The organism is Leisingera sp. McT4-56 (assembly GCF_020514995.1).
Taxonomy (GTDB): Bacteria; Pseudomonadota; Alphaproteobacteria; order Rhodobacterales; family Rhodobacteraceae; genus Leisingera; species Leisingera aquaemixtae_A.
The window spans coordinates 22,205-42,154 of sequence record NZ_JAJALF010000003.1; the positions used below are offsets into that span (position 1 = coordinate 22,205).

18 protein-coding genes are annotated in these 19,950 nt (G+C 63.5%); 14 read left to right on the plus strand and 4 right to left on the minus strand.

Annotation, left to right across the window (positions count from 1 at the left end; all coding sequences use genetic code 11):
* Positions 1–89: 89 nt before the first annotated feature.
* The 3 genes from LHL23_RS05335 to LHL23_RS05345 are packed head-to-tail and all read right to left on the minus strand — an operon-like array spanning position 90 to position 4,637.
* Positions 90–1,163, minus strand: a complete 1,074-nt coding sequence (locus LHL23_RS05335) for a DUF2235 domain-containing protein (RefSeq protein ID WP_226429063.1) — start codon at positions 1,161–1,163, stop codon at positions 90–92.
* The gene (locus LHL23_RS05340) at positions 1,141–3,438 is read right to left on the minus strand and encodes a xanthine dehydrogenase family protein molybdopterin-binding subunit (RefSeq protein ID WP_226429064.1); all 2,298 of its coding nucleotides are present in this window, start codon (positions 3,436–3,438) and stop codon (positions 1,141–1,143) included. Before LHL23_RS05340 ends, LHL23_RS05335 begins: the two co-directional genes overlap by 23 nt.
* 47 nt (positions 3,439–3,485) lie before the next feature.
* Positions 3,486–4,637, minus strand: a complete 1,152-nt coding sequence (locus LHL23_RS05345) for a type III PLP-dependent enzyme (protein WP_226429065.1) — start codon at positions 4,635–4,637, stop codon at positions 3,486–3,488.
* Positions 4,638–4,742: 105 nt separating this feature from the next.
* Between LHL23_RS05345 and LHL23_RS05350 the strand changes: the two genes are divergently transcribed.
* Positions 4,743–5,180 (plus strand): Lrp/AsnC family transcriptional regulator, encoded by a 438-nt coding sequence (locus LHL23_RS05350; protein ID WP_226429066.1) that lies wholly within the window; start codon positions 4,743–4,745, stop codon positions 5,178–5,180.
* 3 nt (positions 5,181–5,183) lie between these two features.
* Here LHL23_RS05350 and LHL23_RS05355 read toward each other — a convergent pair whose 3' ends face one another.
* Positions 5,184–6,065, minus strand: a complete 882-nt coding sequence (locus tag LHL23_RS05355) for a LysR family transcriptional regulator (RefSeq protein WP_226429067.1) — start codon at positions 6,063–6,065, stop codon at positions 5,184–5,186.
* 136 nt (positions 6,066–6,201) lie between these two features.
* Here LHL23_RS05355 and LHL23_RS05360 point away from each other — a divergent pair, with 136 nt between their 5' ends.
* The 13 genes from LHL23_RS05360 to LHL23_RS05420 all read left to right on the plus strand — a co-directional run bounded on the left by LHL23_RS05360 (position 6,202) and on the right by LHL23_RS05420 (position 19,892).
* Positions 6,202–7,203 carry a sterol desaturase family protein gene (locus tag LHL23_RS05360; RefSeq protein ID WP_226429068.1) on the plus strand — a complete coding sequence of 334 codons (1,002 nt, stop codon included), beginning with the start codon at positions 6,202–6,204 and terminating at the stop codon, positions 7,201–7,203.
* A 329-nt stretch (positions 7,204–7,532) separates the two neighbouring features.
* Complete coding sequence (locus LHL23_RS05365; protein WP_226429069.1) at positions 7,533–10,604, plus strand: valine--tRNA ligase; 3,072 nt, start codon at positions 7,533–7,535, stop codon at positions 10,602–10,604.
* Positions 10,605–10,788: 184 nt separating this feature from the next.
* Positions 10,789–11,082 (plus strand): DUF1330 domain-containing protein, encoded by a 294-nt coding sequence (locus LHL23_RS05370; RefSeq protein WP_226429070.1) that lies wholly within the window; start codon positions 10,789–10,791, stop codon positions 11,080–11,082.
* A gap of 42 nt (positions 11,083–11,124) precedes the next feature.
* Complete coding sequence (locus tag LHL23_RS05375) at positions 11,125–11,586, plus strand: tellurite resistance TerB family protein (protein WP_222478719.1); 462 nt, start codon at positions 11,125–11,127, stop codon at positions 11,584–11,586.
* Positions 11,586–12,026: a tellurite resistance TerB family protein gene (locus LHL23_RS05380; RefSeq protein ID WP_226429071.1), complete on the plus strand. Its 441-nt coding sequence runs from the start codon at positions 11,586–11,588 to the stop codon at positions 12,024–12,026. The genes LHL23_RS05375 and LHL23_RS05380 overlap by 1 nt, the downstream gene beginning before the upstream one ends.
* Positions 12,023–12,796: a phosphate/phosphite/phosphonate ABC transporter substrate-binding protein gene (locus LHL23_RS05385; protein ID WP_226429072.1), complete on the plus strand. Its 774-nt coding sequence runs from the start codon at positions 12,023–12,025 to the stop codon at positions 12,794–12,796. The genes LHL23_RS05380 and LHL23_RS05385 overlap by 4 nt, the downstream gene beginning before the upstream one ends.
* Before the next feature lie 135 nt (positions 12,797–12,931).
* Positions 12,932–13,711 carry an ABC transporter ATP-binding protein gene (locus LHL23_RS05390; protein ID WP_222478606.1) on the plus strand — a complete coding sequence of 260 codons (780 nt, stop codon included), beginning with the start codon at positions 12,932–12,934 and terminating at the stop codon, positions 13,709–13,711.
* 39 nt (positions 13,712–13,750) lie between these two features.
* Entirely contained in the window at positions 13,751–14,458 is a 708-nt protein-coding gene (locus LHL23_RS05395; RefSeq protein ID WP_226429073.1) for a transporter substrate-binding domain-containing protein, read from the plus strand.
* Positions 14,459–14,569: 111 nt separating this feature from the next.
* The gene (locus tag LHL23_RS05400) at positions 14,570–15,454 is read left to right on the plus strand and encodes an ABC transporter permease (protein ID WP_226429074.1); all 885 of its coding nucleotides are present in this window, start codon (positions 14,570–14,572) and stop codon (positions 15,452–15,454) included.
* Positions 15,451–16,257, plus strand: a complete 807-nt coding sequence (locus tag LHL23_RS05405; RefSeq protein ID WP_222478600.1) for an ABC transporter permease — start codon at positions 15,451–15,453, stop codon at positions 16,255–16,257. The genes LHL23_RS05400 and LHL23_RS05405 overlap by 4 nt, the downstream gene beginning before the upstream one ends.
* A 192-nt stretch (positions 16,258–16,449) precedes the next feature.
* Entirely contained in the window at positions 16,450–17,769 is a 1,320-nt protein-coding gene (locus tag LHL23_RS05410) for a glutamine synthetase family protein (protein ID WP_226429075.1), read from the plus strand.
* Positions 17,770–17,853: 84 nt separating this feature from the next.
* Positions 17,854–18,534 carry a type 1 glutamine amidotransferase gene (locus tag LHL23_RS05415; protein WP_226429076.1) on the plus strand — a complete coding sequence of 227 codons (681 nt, stop codon included), beginning with the start codon at positions 17,854–17,856 and terminating at the stop codon, positions 18,532–18,534.
* Entirely contained in the window at positions 18,534–19,892 is a 1,359-nt protein-coding gene (locus LHL23_RS05420) for a glutamine synthetase family protein (RefSeq protein WP_226429077.1), read from the plus strand. Before LHL23_RS05415 ends, LHL23_RS05420 begins: the two co-directional genes overlap by 1 nt.
* Positions 19,893–19,950: the final 58 nt, after the last annotated feature.

Genomic DNA, 19,950 nt, shown 5'->3' on the forward strand with positions numbered 1-19,950 from the left:
TGGCTTCTGCCCGTTGCCGAGCCGCGCCAGAGGAAGTCAGACTGAGAGTTTCTTGCCTGCCGCGATGCGCAACCGCCCAAAAAGTATCTTCACGTCTTGGAAAACATGGTCAGCCACCCGCTGGGCTGTGTATCCTCCCTGCCGACATCGACGCTGCTGTGCAGGCGCTCGCTGGCATCCAGCCCGACCCGGCGGCGGCTGCGCAGCAGGAAGATCTTGGCCCAGCCCTGCCAGGTTCCAACCGAGGGCGCTTTGGGGTCCACCGGAAAGCGCATACGCCAGTCGCTGGGCAGCGGCAGGCCGCGCTCCTCGGCCTTCTCCAGCATCCAGATCAGAGAGACATTGGCCAGCGGCCGCGCGTCTTCAAACCCGCCCAGCTGGCCGCCCACATCGCCATGCGCGCCGCGGAACCAGACCTGCTCGACATGCCCGTTCCAGCCCTTGGGGCAGTCCCACAGAACCGGCTTGAACACGTCGCGCGTCTCATCCAGCGCCAATGCGTGGTAGCCGCTCTTGATGTGCGGACCAAGTGTGTGGTTGTGGAAATTGTGCTGCCGTTCCGCCCAGCGCCACAGCAGCGGCAGGCGCAGGCCCAGCGCCTTCACCGTGTCCCAGACGCCGACCATCTCGATCTCGACCTCTTCGTGGCAATGAGCGGCGGTAAAAGCCGCGCCAGCCTGAGAGCGCCCGTTCAGCCGGTAGTGCCGGTAGGCAGTGCGGATGTGGCGCACGGTGGCATGTTCGGGTTTCAGCAGGCCGATCCGGTCGATCACCCCTGCCAGGGAGCGCACCGCATAGGCACCGCGGGAATAGCCAAACAAATAGATTCTGTCGCCGGGCCGGTAACGGGAGGCAAGGTAGCCGTAGGCGCGGCGGATCTGCCGGTTGATGCCGCGCCCCATCATCACATCCGGGGCGCTGCCCCAGCCTTTCCATTGCACGCCGGATTCATAGAAGACCGACACCTGGCCGCTCATTTCCCGGCACAGGCGGAACAGCTGGCCGGGGTGGGTTTCATGGCCTCTTTCCAGCGTCGACATGGTGCCATCCAGGATGATCACATGGGCCTGCGGCCCGCGCAGCTTGGTTTCCCCGGAATGCTCCGAGCGCAGCGGCCGCCCAAGCCACCCTAAAACCCTTCTACTCAGCTGCCTCAGAAACATCTCTAAGCACTTCCCAAATCCTCAGCGGGGTGAATGGCATGTCCACCTGCCGCACGCCGCGGTCCCAGACCGCGTCCTGCACCGCGTTTGCGACTGCTGCCAGCGCGCCAACGGTGCCCGCCTCGCCGCAGCCCTTCATCCCCATCGGGTTCTGTGTCGAAGGCACCGGCTCGGAGGTAAACCCAATCATGGGGACGCCGCTTGCCCGCGGCAAGGCATAGTCCATGAACGAAGCCGTGAGCAGCTGCCCGTCCTGATCGTAGACAACCCGCTCCAGCATGGCCTGTCCCAGCCCCTGCGCCACCCCGCCATGCACTTGGCCTTCGGCCAGCATCGGGTTGATCAGATTACCGAAATCGTCCACTACAGTGTAGCGCTCCACGTCGGCTTCTCCAGTCTCCGGATCGATAACAATTTCGGCAATATGTGCGCCGTTCGGAAACGAGCGGCCCGGCAGCCGGGCCCGCGCCGCGTGACGCTGCAGATCGAGCCGCCCTTGCGCGCGGGCCATCTCTGCCGCTTCCAGCATAGTGGGGGTCAGGTTGGATCCCGGCGCCCGGAAGGTTTCACCGTCAAATTCAACGGCGTCTTCCCCTACCCCCATCTCTTCGGCCAGGAACGGGGTAAAGGCGGCAATCATGGTTTCCACTGCCGCCAGCGTGGCATTGGCCTGTGTGGTGACGGAGCGCGAGCCGCCGGTGCCGCCGCCCTGGGCGATGCGGTCGCTGTCCCCCTGGATCACCTGGATGCTGTCCGCCGGGATACCGCTCTGGTCGGCCAGGAACTGGGCATAGACAGTTTCATGCCCCTGCCCGTTGCTCTGCGTTCCGACATAGATGTTCACCCGGCCATCCTCCAGAAACTCCACTTCCGCGCCTTCTGAAGGATCGCCCAAAATGCTTTCGATATAGTAACAGACCCCGACGCCCCGGTACTTGCCGCGTTTACCATTTTCCGCGCGGCGGGCAGCGAATCCCTGCAAGTCCGCCTCCTCGGCGGCGCGGCTCAGCACCTTGTCGAAGTCGCCCACGTCATAGGTCTCCCCGGTCACGGTGCCATAGGGAAACGCTGCAGGCTGGATGAAGTTCCGCCGCCTCAGCTCCAGCGGATCGACGCCCAGCTCGCGGGCGGCGCGGTCCATCACCCGCTCCAGCACATAGATCGCCTCGGGCCGTCCTGCGCCGCGGTAGGCATCGACCTGGGTGGTGTTGGTGTAGATCCCCTCCACCTGCAGCCAGGCGGTTTGGATATCATAGACACCGGCAAGCACCCGGCTGAACAGCTGGGTCTGGATCGCCTGCGCAAAATGAGAGTTGTAGGCGCCGAGGTTGCAGCGGGTGCTGACCCGGTAGGCGGTGATCTTCAGGTTTTCGTCAAACGCCAGTTCTGCCAGCGAGGTCAGGTCGCGGCCGCCGTTGTCGCTCAGCATCGCCTCGCTGCGGTCCGACATCCAGAACACCGGACGGCTCAGCACGGTGGCGGCATGGGCCACCGCAAAATACTCGGGGTATGGCATTGCCTTCATGCCGAAGCCGCCGCCGACATCCGGCGTCGTTACCCTGATATCAGCCTCATTCAGCCCCAGCTTGGCCGCCAGCTGGGTCTTCATGCCCCAGACCCCCTGGCCGCCGAAGGTGAAATGCAGCCGCCCCTCCTGCCATTCGGCAAAACAGCCGCGCGGCTCCATCGAGCTTACCATGATCCGGTTGTCCTCGACCTGAAGCGCCACGGTATGGGCGGCGCTGCGAAAGGCCTCGGCCGTTGCCGCCTCGTCCCCCGTGCCCCAGTCAAAGGCCCGGTTGTCCGGCACGCTTTCATGCAGCGGCTCGCCGCCGGGCATCAGGTCCAGCTTGACCGGCAGGTCGTCGATCTCCAGCTCGATCAGTTCGCCCGCGTCACGGGCCTGGTTCAGCGTCTCGGCAACGACAACAGCAACCGGCTCCCCCACAAAGCGGACCCTGTCGCGGGCCAGCATCGGGCGCTCCGGCGACGCCCCGCTGCTTCCATCGCGGTTCTTGACCGTGGTGCCGTCCATCGACACATCGATGCCCGCAGCCTCAAGCTCAGCCAGGGTGATCACCGCGTGGACACCCTCGGCCTCCAGCGCATCCTCGGTATGCAGCGCGGTGATCAGCCCGTGCGCCACCGGGCTGCGCAGCACCCAGGCGCGCAGGGCGCCTGCTGGGGCGGCGTCTTCGATGTAGTTGCCCTGCCCGGTCAGGAAGCGCACGTCCTCGACCCGTTTAACCGGCTGGCTTTTTCCGAATTTGTCCATGCTCGCCCCCTGTCCGCGCTGGCTGGTTTCCGGGGGCGAGACTAACGTCAGCGGGCGGGCTGTCCAGCCAGCTCGATCACCGTCGCCACGTCAGACAGGCCGTAGCCGTTGAACTGCGTGCTCATCGCAGAGGAATAGGCGCCAAGCCCCGGGAACAAAACATAGTCCCCAGTCGCCGCATCGCAAGGCAGCGGCAGCCCGTCCGGCAGCCGGTCCAGGCTGTCGCAGGTCGGGCCGAACACCACACGCGGCTTGCGCTCGCCTGCCCGGTGGGTGCCATCGCCCGCAACAACTTCCACACGGCCCGGAAGGCCCATGTCGCGGATATCGACCAGCCCGCCATAGATGCCGTCGTTGAGGAACACCACCTCTCCCGCCTTGCGCATCCCCTTGATGCGCGCCGCCAGGGTGAAGCTTTCAGAAACCATTGCCCGGCCCGGTTCGCATATCAGCTTAGGCTTGTCTGCGCCAAAGGCCGCATCCGCCGCCTGTCCGATAGCGGCAAAAACCTTTTCCAGATCCGGTGCCACGCCATCGCGGTTGGCGGCAAAGCCGCCGCCGACGTTCAGCCGCGCGATCTGCACGCCGGCCTGATCAATGATCCGCTTGGCAGTGTGGACATATTCGACCCAGGCGCTTTCGTCCTCGCACTGGGTGCCGGGGTGGAAGCACAGCGCCGGGGTCCAGCCGCGGGCGGCGACCTGTTTCAGCAGTTCCACCGCCTCCTCCGGTTCAGCGCCGAACTTGCTGCCGAAGTCATAGGCCGCACCCGCAACCGGCAGGGCAAAGCGCACCGCGATTTCACAGGAGCGCGGCACTGCGTCCAGCTTCTCCAGCTCGCTCAGCTCATCCACCGACCAGCTGGCGACGCCGTGCTCGATGCCTGCGGCGATCTCCGCCTCCGACCGCATCGGGTTGTTGTAGTGCATCACCGCGTCGGGGCTGGCCGCGCGCACCGCCTCCATCTCCGCAGGCGAAGCCACGTCAAACGCCGTGATCCCCGCGGCCACCAGATTGGACAGAACCGCCGGGTGCGGGTTTGCCTTCACCGCGTATGTCACCAGCCCTGGAAACCCCTCACGGAACCGCCGCGCCACCTCATGCAGGACCCGCGGCGAGAAATACAGGATCGGATGATCCGGCGCGCTGCGGGCCAGGTGGGATTCAGGCGAAAGCCATAGCGGGGGAATCTGCTGCATCGGGTAACCCTCATTCGTTTTACATATTTTCCGTGAATTTTTCGTCGATTCCGGTTGGCACATTGACTATAGTGACGAAAACGGCCGTCACATCGAAGGCAATTCATGCAAACCGACGAAACAGATCAGCGCCTTGTCACTCTCCTGCGGGAGAACGCCCGCCGCCCGGTGGCGGAGCTTGCCCGCCACCTGGGTCTGGCCCGCACCACTGTTCAAGCGCGGATCGAGCGGCTGGAAGCGACCGGAGTAATCACCGGCTACACGCTGAAAACCTCCGCAGCTGCCCGCCCGCCGCTGCAGGCTACGGTGCTGATGTCGATCGAGCCGCGTTCCGGACCGGAAGTGCTCGCCCGCCTGCGCAGCCTGCCCGGTGTTGAGGTGGTGCACACGACCTCCGGCCGGTTCGACCTGCTGGCGCAGGTGGTGGCGCAAAGCACGGCTGAGCTGGATGAAACCATCGACAGAATCGCCGAGGCCCGCGGTGTGCGCTCCTCCGAAAGCCTGATCCACCTGGCCACCAAGCTGGACCGGACCGGACAGTAAGATTCAAACGGTTGCCACGTAATCCAGCAGCCAGTCCCGGAACAGTTTTGCTGCAGGACGCATGGCGCCGCGGTCTGGGTAGATCAAATGGTAAGCCTCCCGCCCCGGCACTTCGACCTCCGGCAGGCAGCACACCAGCCCGCTGGCCTTCACCACAGCATCCGAAGCCGGGGCGCGTGCCAGCGCGATCCCCATCCCCTGCGCCGACAGCTCTGCCGCCATCAGCGAATTGTCGGCAAAGAAATAACGTGCCTGACCGTGTGACAAACGCAGGCTTTCAAACAGCTGCACCCAACTGGCCCTGTGAGTGGACACCTCGATCAGCGGAAAACGGAACAGATCCTGCGGTGAATGGATTTGCGCCGCCATCTCTGGCGGGGCCACCGGATAGAGCACTTCGCGCAGCAGTTCGTCACCCTCGGTCCCGAACAGCGACGGGTTGCCAAAAACGATCTGCAAGTCGGTGAACTGGTTGGCAAAATCCGAAGCCATATTGCCGGTGCTGAGGGCCAGGCTGACCTGCGGATGCACGGACTGGAATTCCGGCAGCCCCCGCGCCAGCACCCCATGCGCAAACAGCAGCACCGACTGCACGAACAGCCGCTGCTCGCGGCTTTCCCCGAACAGGCCGGTGGTGGCGGTTTCCAGCATCAGAAGCGACTGCTGGACCGAGGGCAGATAGGCCCGACCGGCCTCTGTCAGCGTCACCGCGTGGGCGTGGCGGTGAAACAGCGGCGTGCCCAGCTGCGTCTCCAGCGCCTTCACCTGCTGGCTGACGGCAGCGGCCGACATGTTCAGCTGCGCCGCCGCACGGGCAAAGCTTTCAGTGCGCGCCGCGGCCTCAAACACGCGCAGCCAGTTCAGGGAGGGAATCCGGGTCGCCATGCAGCAAGGCTAAGCAAAACTTATTCTCACCGGCAAGACATACCGTGCTGGGATTTTCCGCCCCTCCCCTAGGGTTCATGGCAGCGAACAGACCCCGCGGCAGCAGCCGCACCACCAGCCAGATGAGAGACGAGACATGACAGGTCCCGCCAATGCGCCGCGCCCCAAGCGCAAGATTTGGAACTTCACCCCCGCGCTTCCGATCCAGACCTCCCCCTATTGGGACTGGCCGATGAAGCCCTTGGCCTCAATCAAATACCTGCTGCAAAGCTGGAACCCTTTGGCGCTGCGGGCGCTGTTGCTGGTCTTTGCCGTTATCACCTGGAATTTCTTCACCCCGCCGCTGGACCGGATCGCGACGCTCAGCTGGGACTGGGTGGCTGAAATCTGGTTCCGCAATTTCTGCATCCTGATGGTGGTGGCCGGCGGGCTGCATCTGGCGCTGTGGAAATTCCGGACCCAAGCAGACGAATACCGTTATGACATGCGCCCGATGATGAAGGGCGCCAAGGTGTTCACCTTCAAGAACCAGGTCTGGGACAACATGTTCTGGACCCTTGGCCCGGCGCTCACCTTCTGGACCTTCTGGGAAAGCCTGATCCTGTACGCCTATGCCAACGGCTGGGTGACGATGATCACGCTGGAGGAAAATCCCGTCACCTTCGTCCTGATGACCATCTTCATCCCCGTATGGGCGGGCTTTCACTTCTACTGGCTGCACCGGCTGCTGCATGTGGGCGTGCTTTATACCAAGGTGCACGCCTGGCATCACCGCAACATCAACACCGGCCCCTGGTCCGGCCTGGCGATGCACCCCGTGGAGAGCTTCTTTCTGATGTTCGACACCATGATTTTCTTCCTGCTGCCGGGGCATCCGGTACTGGCGATCTTCCTGCTGTTCCACCACGGCATCGGCGCGCCGACCTCGCACGCAGGGTTCGAGCATCTGAAACTCGGCAACAAAGCCAAGTTCCTGGTCGGCGATTTCTTCCACCAGCTGCACCACAGGTTTTTCGACTGCAACTACGGCACCTGGGAAACCCCCTGGGACGAATGGTTCAACACCTTCCATGACGGCACTGAAGAGGGCAACGAAATGGTCAAGGAACGCCGCCGCAAGATCTGGAGCGCAGGCTGAAGCGGGGTGAGCTAAAGCCCTCCTGCAACCCGATTGCACGGTAGCTGGAATCGTGCGCCCGGCCCATACCGCGGAATGCGCGTCAGCAGGGGCCGGGCGTCTTTGACTGCGGCGCCGGAACCGGGCGCCTGAAACTCTATCCGCCCCGCAGACCTGCGCGGCGCATGGTGAAGTTAAAACGCAGCACCCCGGCCATGGTTCCAAAAAATGCGCCTGGGCGCATCGCCGCACCTGCCCGCCCGCTGCTGCGCCGCTGGGACTTTCCCTTTGCCGCCCCTTTCGGTAAGGGATAGCGCGACCCGAAATTACACGCACGCAGGACCTAGCGCATGGCGATGGAAAAGACATTCAACGCGGCCGAAGCCGAGAGCCGCCTTTACAAGGCCTGGGAAGAGGCCGGCTGTTTCAAGGCAGGCGCCAACGCCAAGCCGGAAGCCTCCACCTATTGCATCATGATCCCGCCGCCCAACGTGACAGGCGTCCTGCACATGGGCCATGCCTTCAACAACACGCTTCAAGACATTCTGATCCGCTGGAAGCGTATGCAGGGCTTTGACACCCTGTGGCAGCCCGGCACCGACCATGCGGGCATCGCAACGCAAATGGTGGTGGAGCGCGAGCTAGCAAAGAACCAGCAGCCGTCGCGCCGCGAGCTGGGCCGCGAGAAATTTCTGGAGAAGGTCTGGGAATGGAAGGAAAAATCCGGCGGCACCATTGTTGAGCAGCTGAAACGCCTCGGCGCCTCCTGCGATTTCTCCCGCACCGCCTTCACCATGGCAGGCGCCCAGGGCGACACCCGCACGGGCCACGAGAACTCCCCCAATTTCCACGACGCCGTGATCAAGGTGTTTGTGGAGATGTACAACAAGGGGCTGATCTACCGCGGCAAGCGGCTGGTCAACTGGGACCCGCATTTCGAAACCGCGATTTCCGACCTTGAGGTCGAGAACATCGAGGTTGCAGGCCACATGTGGCACTTCAAGTACCCGCTCGCGAACGGCGCCACCTACACCTATGTGGAGAAGGACGAAGACGGCAACGTCATCCTCGAGGAGGAGCGCGACTATATCTCCATCGCCACCACAAGGCCCGAGACCATGCTGGGCGACGGCGCGGTGGCTGTGCACCCCTCGGATGAACGCTATGCCCCCATCGTTGGCAAGCTGTGTGAAATCCCGGTCGGCCCCAAGGAGCACCGCCGTCTGATCCCGATCATCACTGATGAGTACCCGGACAAGGATTTCGGCTCCGGCGCCGTGAAGATCACCGGCGCGCATGACTTCAACGACTATCAGGTTGCCAAGCGCGGCGGCATCCCGATGTACCGCCTGATGGATATGCGCGGCCAAATGCGGGCCGACGGCGCGCCTTACGACGAGGCCGCGGGCATTGCCATGGCGGTGGCCAAGGGCGAGCAGACCCTGTCTGAGAACGAGGCCGACGCCATCAACCTGGTGCCGGACGACCTGCGCGGGCTGGACCGGTTCGAGGCACGCAAACTGGTGGTCGAGCAGATCACCAGTGAAGGCCTGGCGGTAATGCACACCGTCACCAAGACCGATCCGGAGACCGGCGAAGACGTTGAGGTGCAGGAGCCTTACGTCGAGAACAAGCCGATCATGCAGCCCTTCGGCGACCGCTCCAAGGTTGTGATCGAGCCGATGCTGACCGACCAGTGGTTCGTGGATGCGGAAAAGGTTGTCGGCCCGGCGCTGGATGCAGTGAAGAACGGCGATGTGAAGATCCTGCCGGAATCGGGCGAGAAGACCTATTACCACTGGCTGGAAAACATCGAGCCCTGGTGCATCTCTCGCCAGCTGTGGTGGGGTCATCAGATCCCGGTCTGGTACATCCCCGGTGAAGAGGACTGGTACCCGATTTGCGCCGCAACCGAGGAAGAAGCGCTGGAAAAGGCGCGGCTTCAGTCCGTCGAAGGCACCGAATTCCGCATCGTCACCGACCAGCATGAGGCGGCGAAGATTCTGGCCGAACAGGTCAAGCTGATGGATGTGCAGGACGAAGGCGCCATCCGCAGCTTCGACGGCCCGATGCAGGTGCCGATGTTCCGCGACCCCGACGTTCTGGACACCTGGTTCTCCTCCGGCCTCTGGCCGATCGGCACGCTGGGCTGGCCGGACGTCACGCCGGAAATGCAGAAGTACTTCCCGACCTCGACCCTGGTCACCGGTCAGGACATCCTGTTCTTCTGGGTCGCCCGGATGATGATGATGCAGCTGGCGGTGCTGGACGAAAGCCTGCCGGTCAAGGAGCGCATCCCCTTCGACACCGTCTACCTGCATGGCCTGGTACGCGATGCCAAAGGCAAGAAGATGTCGAAATCCACCGGCAACGTGGTTGACCCGCTGGAAATCATCGAGGAATTCGGCGCCGACGCGTTGCGCTTTTCTTCGGCTGCGATGGCGGCGCTCGGCGGCGTGCTGAAGCTGGATATGGAGCGCCTCAAGGGCTACCGGAACTTTGGCACCAAGCTGTGGAATGCGGTGAACTTTGCCCATTTCAACAACGTCTATGACCCGGAAGTGCCTGCCTACGCCTGCCCCGACGCCAAGGCCGCGGTGAACCAGTGGATCATCGGCGAAACCGCCAAGGTCCGGGTTGAGGTGGATGCGGCGCTGGAAGCCTACCGTTTCAACGACGCGGCCAATGCGCTGTATGCCTTTGTCTGGGGCAAGGTCTGCGACTGGTATATTGAGCTGTCGAAACCCCTGTTCGGCTCAGAGGATGAGGCAGTGATCGCCGAGACCCGCCAGACGCTGGGCTGGGTTCTGGATCAGTGCATGATCCTGCTGCACCCGATCATGCCCTTCATCACCGAGGAGCTGTGGGGCAACACCGCCAAGCGCGAGAAGATGCTGGTGCATGCCGAGTGGCCGACCTACGGCACCGAGCTGGTCAACGCCGAGGCCGATGCTGAGATGAACTGGGTGATCACCGCGATCGAGAACATCCGCTCCACCCGCGCGCAGATGCATGTGCCGGCAGGCGCCAAGATCCCGATGGTGGTGACCGAGTTCTCCTACCAAGCGCGCAGCGCGTGGGAGAAGAACGAGGCGATGATCAAGAAACTGGCCCGCATCACCGCGCTGGAGCAGGTGGAAAGCTTCCCCAAAGGCTGCGCGTCCGTGGCCGCGCCCGGCGCTTCCTTCGGCCTGCCGCTGGCGGATGTGATCGACGTGGACGCCGAAAAGGCCCGCCTGGAAAAAACCCTCGGCAAACTCGCCAAGGAGCTGGGCGGATTGCGCGGGCGGCTGAACAACCCGAAATTCGCGGCCTCCGCGCCGGAAGAGGTTGTGGCGGAAGCCCGCGAAAACCTTGCCGCGCGCGAGGAGGAGGAAGCCAAGGTCAAGGAAGCGCTGGCACGCCTGGCCGAGATTGCCTGACCTCCAGGGTTTCCGATAAACTGCAAACGCCCGCCCCTTGGCGGGCGTTCTGCTTTCAAGCGCAACCCTTTGAAACCATGCAGGTTTTCGGCATACGGGGAATTTCCAGGCAACCGCCCCATTGTCTTTGCCGCGCTTTTGTATCAGCCTGCCCGCAACCACAACAAAAGGGAGGCTGCAGCTCATGCCCAAAGGATACTGGGTGGCCCATGTGGATGTGCACGACATGGAGCGCTACAAGGATTACATCAATGCAAACGGGCCGGTCTTTGCCGAATACGGGGCGAAGTTCCTGGTGCGCGGCGGCGGCCGGGAAGTACGCGAGGGCCAGTTCCGCGCCCGTACCGTGGTGATTGAATTCAAGGATTTCGAAACCGCAAAAGCCTGCTATGATTCAATGGCCTATCAGGACGCCAAGGCGCTTCGCGATCCGGTCTCGGCGGGTGATATGCAAATCATTGAGGGCTATGGCGAATAACCCCGCCTGCCCTGCTGCTGTGTCTGAGGTCTGCTGATGCCCCTGCTCAAGAAGTTCTTTCAAGCTTTCCGCCCGTCCGAGCCGCCCGCACTGCCGGACCCGGATGCCGAGCTGGCGCTGGGGGCGCTCCTGGTGCGGGTGGCGAAGGCGGACCGTGAATACCAGCTGGAAGAGATCAGCCTGATCGACCGCATCCTGGCACGGCTCTACCAGCACAACGCGATCGAGGCCGCCAAGGTGCGCGCCACCTGCGAGAAGCTGCATGCCGCAGCGCCGGAGACCGACACTTTCGGCCGCCTGATCCGCGAGACCACGGGCCTCGAAGAGCGTCTGGCGGCACTGGATGCCCTGTGGGAAGTGGTGCTGGCAGACGGCACCGAACACGCGGGCGAAGTCACCATCATCGAGGACGCACGCAAGGCCATGGGGCTGTCTTATGCCGACAGCGAGAAGGCCCGTGCCCGCGCGGTAAAGAAATTCAGCGGCACCGCGGAGGACAGCTGATGTTCAAGGAACTGCTGAACCGGCTGCTGGAGCCGGCGCCTGCGCAGCTGGACGACGAAGGCGCCCGGCTGGCGCTGACCGCGCTGCTGGTGCGGATTGCCCGCTCCGACCACAATTACTCCGAGGTGGAGAAGGACCGCATCGACCGCATCCTGACCGCCCGCTTCGGGCTGGACACCGGCGGCGCGCTGATCCTGCGTGAACAGGCAGAGGCGATGGAGGCAGAGGCACCCGACACCGTGCGTTTCACCCGGGCAATCAAGGATGCGGTGGCCTATGAGGACCGCACCGGCGTGATCGAGGCGCTGTGGCAGGTAGCTCTGGCGGACGGCCGCCGGGATGCCAATGAGGACGCGCTGCTGCGGCTGTCCTCCAGCCTGCTGGGCGTTTCAGACGTGGACAGCGCCAAGGCGCGCAAACGGGCAGAGGCCGCGAAATGATTGCACATCTCGGAATGTACGACCGCCCGGAAACCGCGGCGGCCAATGACAGGTTCTGGACGGAGATCCGCAAGCACCTGAGCGGCGGGCCGGACCAGCTGACCCGCGGCGCCGATTTCTGGGAGGTGTGGAAATCCCCCGAGCTGCTTCTGTCGCAAACCTGCGGCTGCCCGTACCGCACCCGGCTTTACGGCGAGGTGGAACTTGTGGGCACCCCCGATTACGGCCTGCCCGGCTGCGAGCCCGGCTATTACAACAGCGTGTTTGTCGCCCGGCAGGAGGATGCGGGCCAGCCGCTCGCTGCCTTCGCGGGGCGCCGCTTTGCCTATAACGAAGCGCTGTCGCAATCGGGCTGGGCCGCACCGATGGTGCATCTGCACGAGCGCTCCATCTTGCCCGGCGCACTGGTGGAAACCGGCGGCCACCGGCTGTCTGCCGAGGCGGTTGCAGACGGCCGGGCAGACTTTGCCTCCCTCGACGCGCTGACCTGGGAAATGATCAAGGAATACGACGGTTTCGCTGCCGGTCTGTGCGAGGTAGAGCGCACGGACCCGACGCCTGCGCTGCCCTATATCACCGCCTTTGGCAGAGACACGGATGAGTTGTTCACGGCCATCGAGGCAGCCATCCGCGTGCTGGATGAGGACAGCAGAGCCTGCCTGCGTCTCAAGGGGCTGGTGCGGCTCACCCCCAGCGATTACCTGGCGGTGCCGACCCCGCCCGGCCCGGTGCTGACGGAGCAGCGTATCCGCGCGGCGGAGCTGACGTAGCGCCCCCTTCCGAAATGGGCCGGTTAACCCGCCATTTTGACACCTGAGGTGCCAGCTTGTGCGGTTTGAACGTTGCATTCGGTCTTTTTTTCGGTCCAATAAGAACGAATTTCCACTCACAGGGACAAAGACACCTTGACCGATACAACGCCCGTTCTGCAAATCCGCGGCCTGCACAAATCCTATGGCGAGCTGGAAGTGATCAAAGGCGTCGACATCACCGCCAAGAAGGGCGATGTGGTGTCGCTGATCGGATCTTCGGGATCGGGCAAATCGACCTTGCTGCGCTGCTGCAACCTGCTGGAAGACAGCCAGGAGGGCGACGTCCTGTTCAAGGGCGAGCCGATCATCTGGGCTGGCAAGGGGCTGGCGCGCCGCCCGGCTGATGCCAAGCAGATCCTGCGCATCCGCACCAACCTGTCCATGGTGTTCCAGCAGTTCAACCTGTGGGCCCATATGACCATTCTGCAGAATGTGATGGAGGCGCCGGTCACCGTGCTGGGCCGCGACAAGGCCGAGGTTGAGGAGAAGGCCCGCTATTACCTGGACAAGGTCGGCATCGGTGACAAATGCGACGTCTACCCGGCGCAGCTGTCCGGCGGCCAGCAGCAGCGCGCGGCGATCGCCCGCGCCCTGTGCATGGAGCCCGAGGCGCTTTTGTTCGACGAGCCCACCTCTGCCCTGGACCCGGAACTGGAGCAGGAAGTGGTCAAGGTGATCAAGGATCTTGCCGCCGAAGGCCGCACCATGCTGATCGTGACCCACGACATGAAAATGGCGGCAGATGTGTCCAGCCATGTGGTGTTCCTGCACCAGGGCCTGATCGAGGAAGAGGGCACCCCGGACGAAGTCTTTGGCGGCACCCGCTCCGAACGGCTGCGGGCGTTCTTGTCGTCGACCCGCCACGAGCAATAATAACGAAACCAATAACCAACCAAAAATGGGAGTAACTTGATGAAATCACTGATCCTTGGCACCGCCGCCCTGGCGCTGACCGCGGGCATGGGCCTGGCGGACACTGTGCGCCTGGGCACCGAGGGCGCTTATGCGCCGTGGAACTTCGTCAACGACGCCGGCGAGATCGACGGCTTCGAGCGCGAGCTGGGCGATGAGCTGTGCAAGCGCGCCGAGCTGACCTGCGAGTGGGTCAAGAACGACTGGGATTCGATCATTCCGAACCTGGTCTCCGGCAACTACGACACCATCATCGCCGGCATGTCGATCACCGACGAGCGCGATGAAGTCATCGACTTCACGCAGCCCTACACGCCGCCGGATCCGTCCGCCTATGTTGCCCAGTCCGCTGACGTCGACCTCGAAGGCGGCGTGATCGCGGCCCAGGCCACCACCATCCAGGCGGCCTTCATCGCTGAGCAGGGCTGGACCCTGGTCGAATTCGCGACCCCGGAAGAAACCGTCGCGGCCGTGCGCAACGGCGAAGCCGACGCGGTTCTGGCAGACAAGAGCTTCCTTGATTCCGTGCTGGGCGACGACCTGGTGATGCTGGAGCGCTCTGAATCGCTGGGCGGCGGTGTTGGCATGGGCTTCCGTGAATCGGACGCAGAGCTGCGCGGCAAGTTCGACGCGGCGATCCAGTCGATGAAGGACGACGGCTCGCTGAACGAACTGATCGCCAAGTGGGAAGTATCCTCGCAGTGGTAATCTGATCCTGTTCCAGGATCTTGCAGGCCCGCCGCTGCGGCGCGCGGGCCTCATTCATTCTCTTCCGCGGCACTTGGCGGCGGGCACGACCGGAGAAAGACAGGCGCTTACATGTTTTCCTACTGCACGGACCCATCCACGCTTGAGGGGCTGAGCTGGCTCAGCTGCTATCTGACCACCGGCAAGCATGTGAACCTCTACATCTCCGTCTTCGTGGTTCTGACCCTGCTGGCCATCACTGCCCCGGTTGCGCTCCTGTTCGGCTTTGGCGCCGCCAGCGCAGCCCGATCGCGCATCCTGCCGCTGCGCTGGTTCGGCAAGGGCTACACCAGCATTGTGCGCGGCGTGCCGGACATTGCCTTCTTCCTGTTTTTTGTCATCGCGCTGGACCAGGCGTTTGAGTGGATGCGGCACAAGGTGAAGTGCCCCGACTGGGACCAGCCGATCCGTCAGGGCATCGACTTTGTGGTCTGCGACGCGGCCAAGCTGCCACTGTCCACATCGCCCCAATGGGTGCATGAAACCTACGGCTTCTTCCTGGCGGTTTTGACCTTCTCCATCGTTTTCGGCGCCTTTGCCGCCAACGTTCTGTACGGCGCCATGCGCGCGGTGCCGCGCGCCCAGATCGAAACCGCAGAGGCCTATGGCATGACCCACCGCCAGGCGTTCTGGCGCATCCTGGTGCCGCAGATGTGGGTTTTTGCGCTGCCGGGCCTGTCAAACCTGTGGATGGTGCTGATCAAGTCCACGCCGCTGCTGTTCCTGCTCGGGGTCGAGGACATCGTTTATTGGGCACGCGAACTGGGCGGCACCAAGGCTGCCAAATTCACCGACTACCCGCACCCGAACTGGCACGTCTGGTACTTCGCGGCCCTCTTGGTGTTCTACCTGTGCTTCACCAAGGTTTCCGAGGTTGTGCTGGACAAGATCATGACCCGGCTAACCAAAGGCCAGGCCACCGCAGCGGGCGAAGCACAAAGAAAGGCCGCGGCATGAGTTGCGTTGAAACAATCCAGGCCTATGCCTTCCGCTCTCTCGGCTTTGGCGAACGGCTGCTGCCGCGCGGCGAATATACCCTGTGCGAGCATTTCACCCTGATCGGCTCCGGCCTGATCTGGAACGTCTACTTTGGCGCGCTGGCGCTGGCGACCGGCTTTTTCCTGGCGGTTGCCCTGGCGGTGGGCAAGTCCAGTTCCAACCCGCTGTGGCGCAAGCCGGCCGAGTGGTTCATCTTCGTGTTCCGCGGCAGCCCGCTGTTCATCCAGTTCTTCTTTGCCTACGCCTGCTTCCTCAGCCTGAAAGGCGTCTCCAGCTTCTTCGATCCGTTCACTTCGGCCTGGCTCGGGGCGCTGATCGTGCTGTTCTGCAATACCGCTGCCTACTCGGGCGAGATCTTCTACGGGGCGCTGTTGTCGATCCCCAAGGGCGATATCGAGGCCGCCGATGCCTATGGCATGACCGGCTGGAACCGCTTCCGCCGCATCACCTTCCCGACCATGCTGCGGCTGGCCTGGCCTGCCTACACCAACGAGGCGATCTTCCTGTTCCACGCCACCACGCTGGTGTTCTTCTCCGGCTTCCCGGCCTGGCGGCAGCAGGGCGACGCGCTCTATTACGCCAGCTATTTCGCGGACAAGACCTTCAACCCGTTTGTCCCCTACCCGATCCTGGCCTTTTACTTCATCCTGCTGACGCTGCTGATCATTTCCCTGTTCGGGTTTGTGAACCGGCGGCTGAACAAGCATCTGCCACAGGAACGCCGGGCCAAGCCCAGGCTGAAGATCAGCCTGATCCGCTGACATCAGATGGCTCCTTCGGGAGCCATTCTTTTTTGGAATGCCGGCCGCAGCAGGTTTTCCGCCCCCCGCCGCCTCCAGCAAATTCCTCCCAAAACCGGCAGCAAGGGCGCTACCTCAAACTTTTGATCAAATTATCTTGGCGAATGGATTTCTCTGCGCTAGGGTTGGCACAACGAATTCATGGAGCCCCAAATGGACCTGCCCGGACTGAAGACAATCCGCATTGCCGCCTGTGACATGAACGGCCAGATGCGCGGCAAGCGGCTGCCCGCGAGCCAGGCCGGCAAGCTGGACAGCGGCGGCGCGCGGATGCCGGTTTCCGCTCTCAACGTCGACCTGTGGGGCCGCGATGTCGAAGACAGCCCGCTGGTCTTCGAAACCGGCGACGCCGACGGCGTGATGCTGCCCACCGAACGCGGCCCGGTGCCGATGCCCTGGCTCAAGACCGCCTCGGCGCTGGTGCCGATGGCGATGTACTGGGAGGACGGCTCCCCCTTCCTGGGCGACCCCCGCCATGTGCTGGGTGAGGTGCTGTCGCGCTACACCGCGCGCGGCTGGACCGTTGTCGCCGCGACCGAGATGGAGTTCAGCCTGCTGGACGACAGCGGCGCCCGCCCGGCCCCGCCGATCGACCCGCTGACCGGCCGTGAACTGGATCAGCAATCAGTGCTGTCGATTGCCGAACTGGACGCTTTTGACGAGTTCTTCTCCGATCTCTACGACGGCGCAGAGGCGATGGGCATTCCCGCACAGGACGCCATTTCCGAGGCCGGCCTGGGCCAGTTCGAAATCAACCTCCACCATCAGGAAGCCATGCGCGCCGCGGATGATGCGTGGCTGTTCAAGGCCTTGGTCAAAGGCCTTGCGCGCAAACACGGTTTTGCCGCGACCTTTATGGCCAAACCCTATGCTGAAGAGGCCGGCAACGGCATGCATGTGCATTTCTCGGTCGAGGATCAGGACGGCAACAACATCTTCGATGACGGCAGCGAAAAGGGTTCCGACCTGCTGATGCACGCAGTGGCCGGCTGTCTGGCGGCGATGCCTGCCAGCTCGCTGATCTTTGCGCCGCATGGCAATTCCTATGACCGGCTGGTGCCTGGCGCCCACGCCCCGGTCAGTGCCGCTTGGGCGTATGAAAACCGCACCGCCGCCATCCGCATTCCCGGCGGCAGCCCCAAGGCGCGCCGGATCGAGCATCGGGTCGCAGGCGGCGACATCAACCCCTATCTGATGCTCGCCACGGTGCTGGGTGCGGCCTTGGCCGGGATCGAGGACAAGATGCAGCCGCCCGCTCCTTCCGACGGCAACATCTACGAGATCGAGGGCCTGCCGCAGCTGGCCTCCGACTGGGAGACTGCGATCAACTGGTTCGACACCGATCCCCTGATCGCCCGCATTCTGCCTGATCTCGCCATCCGCAACCTTGTGATGACCAAGCGGCAGGAGCTGAAAGGCTTTGCGGAACGCCCCAGGGAGAGCCATTGGCTGTCCTGGCTGGAAGCGGTATAAAGCCGCTTTGCCCGAGGCTCCCGCTAGGCTCTTGCCCGCTCAGGCATCCTCGGCTAGGCTTAATTTGATCAAATTTGGTGACTCATGAAAATCGGCATCCTGCAAACCGGCCACTCCCCCGAAGACCTGTTCGGAGACTTCGGCGATTACGACGCCATGTTCCGCGACATGCTGGACGGCAACGGGTTTGAGTTTCAGACTTGGGCGGTGGTGGACGGCATCCTGCCGGACGGCCCTCAGGATGCCGACGCCTGGCTGATCACCGGCTCCAAGCATGGCGCCTACGAGGACCACGCGTGGATCCCGCCGCTGGAGGAGCTGATCCGCGCCATCCATGCGCGCAAGCAGCCGCTGGCCGGAATCTGCTTCGGCCATCAGATCATCGCCCAGGCGCTCGGCGGCAAAGTCGAGAAGTTCGAGGGCGGCTGGGCCGTGGGCCCGGTCACCTATCAGGTGGACGGCAAGGACCTAACCCTGAACGCCTGGCACCAGGACCAGGTAGTGAAGCTGCCCGATGGCGCCCGCGTGATCGGCGGCAATGATTTCTGCCAGAACGGCATTCTCGCCTATGGCGACCACATCATCTCCTGGCAGCCCCACCCCGAATTCCCCAATGCCTTCGTCGGCGGCCTGATCGAAAAACGCGGCCGCGGCGTGGTGCCTGACGACCTGCTGGACCGTGCAGCCGCTGAGCTGGACACCCCCGTGGACAACCAAGACATCGCAACCTTCCTCGCAGATTTTTACAGGAAAGAGAGGACCTAATGTCAGCCTGGCTCGACACCCTTCCCGAAGCAGCAAAAGCCTATCTGGAGGGGCGTCGTCTCGACGAAGTCGAATGCGTTATCTCGGACCTTCCCGGTATCGCCCGCGGCAAGGCGGTACCGGCATCGAAATTCGCGAAAACCGATTATTTCCATCTGCCCGACAGCATCTTCTACCAGACCATCACCGGGGACTGGGCCGATGCCGCGGACGAGGACGGCTGGATCGAAAAGGACATGACCCTGAAGCCGGACATGTCGACGGCCACGGCGGCGCCCTGGACCGGCGACTGGACCCTGCAGGTGATCCACGATGCCTATGACAGGCACGATCAGCCGATCCCCTACAGCCCGCGCAACGTCCTGAAGCGCGTGGTGCAGTTGTACCGCGACCGGGGCTGGAAGCCGGTTGTGGCGCCGGAGATGGAGTTCTTCCTGGTCGCGCGCAACATCGACCCGGCCAAGGAGATCGAGCCGATGATGGGCCGCTCCGGCCGACCGGCCGCGGCGCGCCAGGCCTATTCGATGACCGCGGTGGACGAATTCGGCCCGGTGATCGACGACATCTACGACTTTGCCGAAGCGCAGGGGTTCGAGATCGACGGCATCACCCAGGAAGGCGGCGCCGGCCAGCTGGAGATCAACCTGCGCCACGGCGACCCGGTCAAGCTGGCGGACGAGGTGTTCTACTTCAAGCGCCTGATCCGCGAGGCGGCGCTGCGCCACGACTGCTTTGCCACCTTCATGGCCAAGCCGATCGAGAATGAGCCCGGTTCCGCCATGCACATCCACCATTCGATCCTGGATGTTGAGACCGGCCAGAACATCTTCTCCGGCCCGCAAGGCGGCGAGACGGATGCCTTCTACAACTTCATCGCCGGTTTGCAGAACCACCTGCCCGCCGGTCTGGCGGTGATGGCGCCCTATGTGAATTCCTACCGCCGCTACGTGAAGGACCACGCCGCGCCGATCAATCTGGAATGGGCCCGCGACAACCGCACCACCGGCATCCGCGTGCCGCTGTCGGGGCCGGAAGCGCGGCGGGTGGAAAACCGCATCGCCGGCATGGATTGCAACCCCTACCTGGGCATCGCTCTGTCGCTGGCCTGCGGCTATCTCGGCCTGGTCAACGAGGAACGCCCGCGCAAGCAGTTCAAGGGCGATGCCTATGAAGGCGACGGCGATATCCCGCAGGTGATGGGCCAGGCGCTCGATCTGTTCGACGAGGCCACCGAACTGCACGAGGTGCTGGGGCCGGACTTCGCCCGCGTCTACTCCATTGTGAAACGCGCGGAGTATGAGGAGTTCCTGCAGGTGATCTCTCCCTGGGAGCGCGAGCATCTGCTGATGAACGTGTAAACCTCCGGCGCTGCGCCCCGGTGCAGCGCCAGTGCAATTGAGTATTTTCAGAAAGATG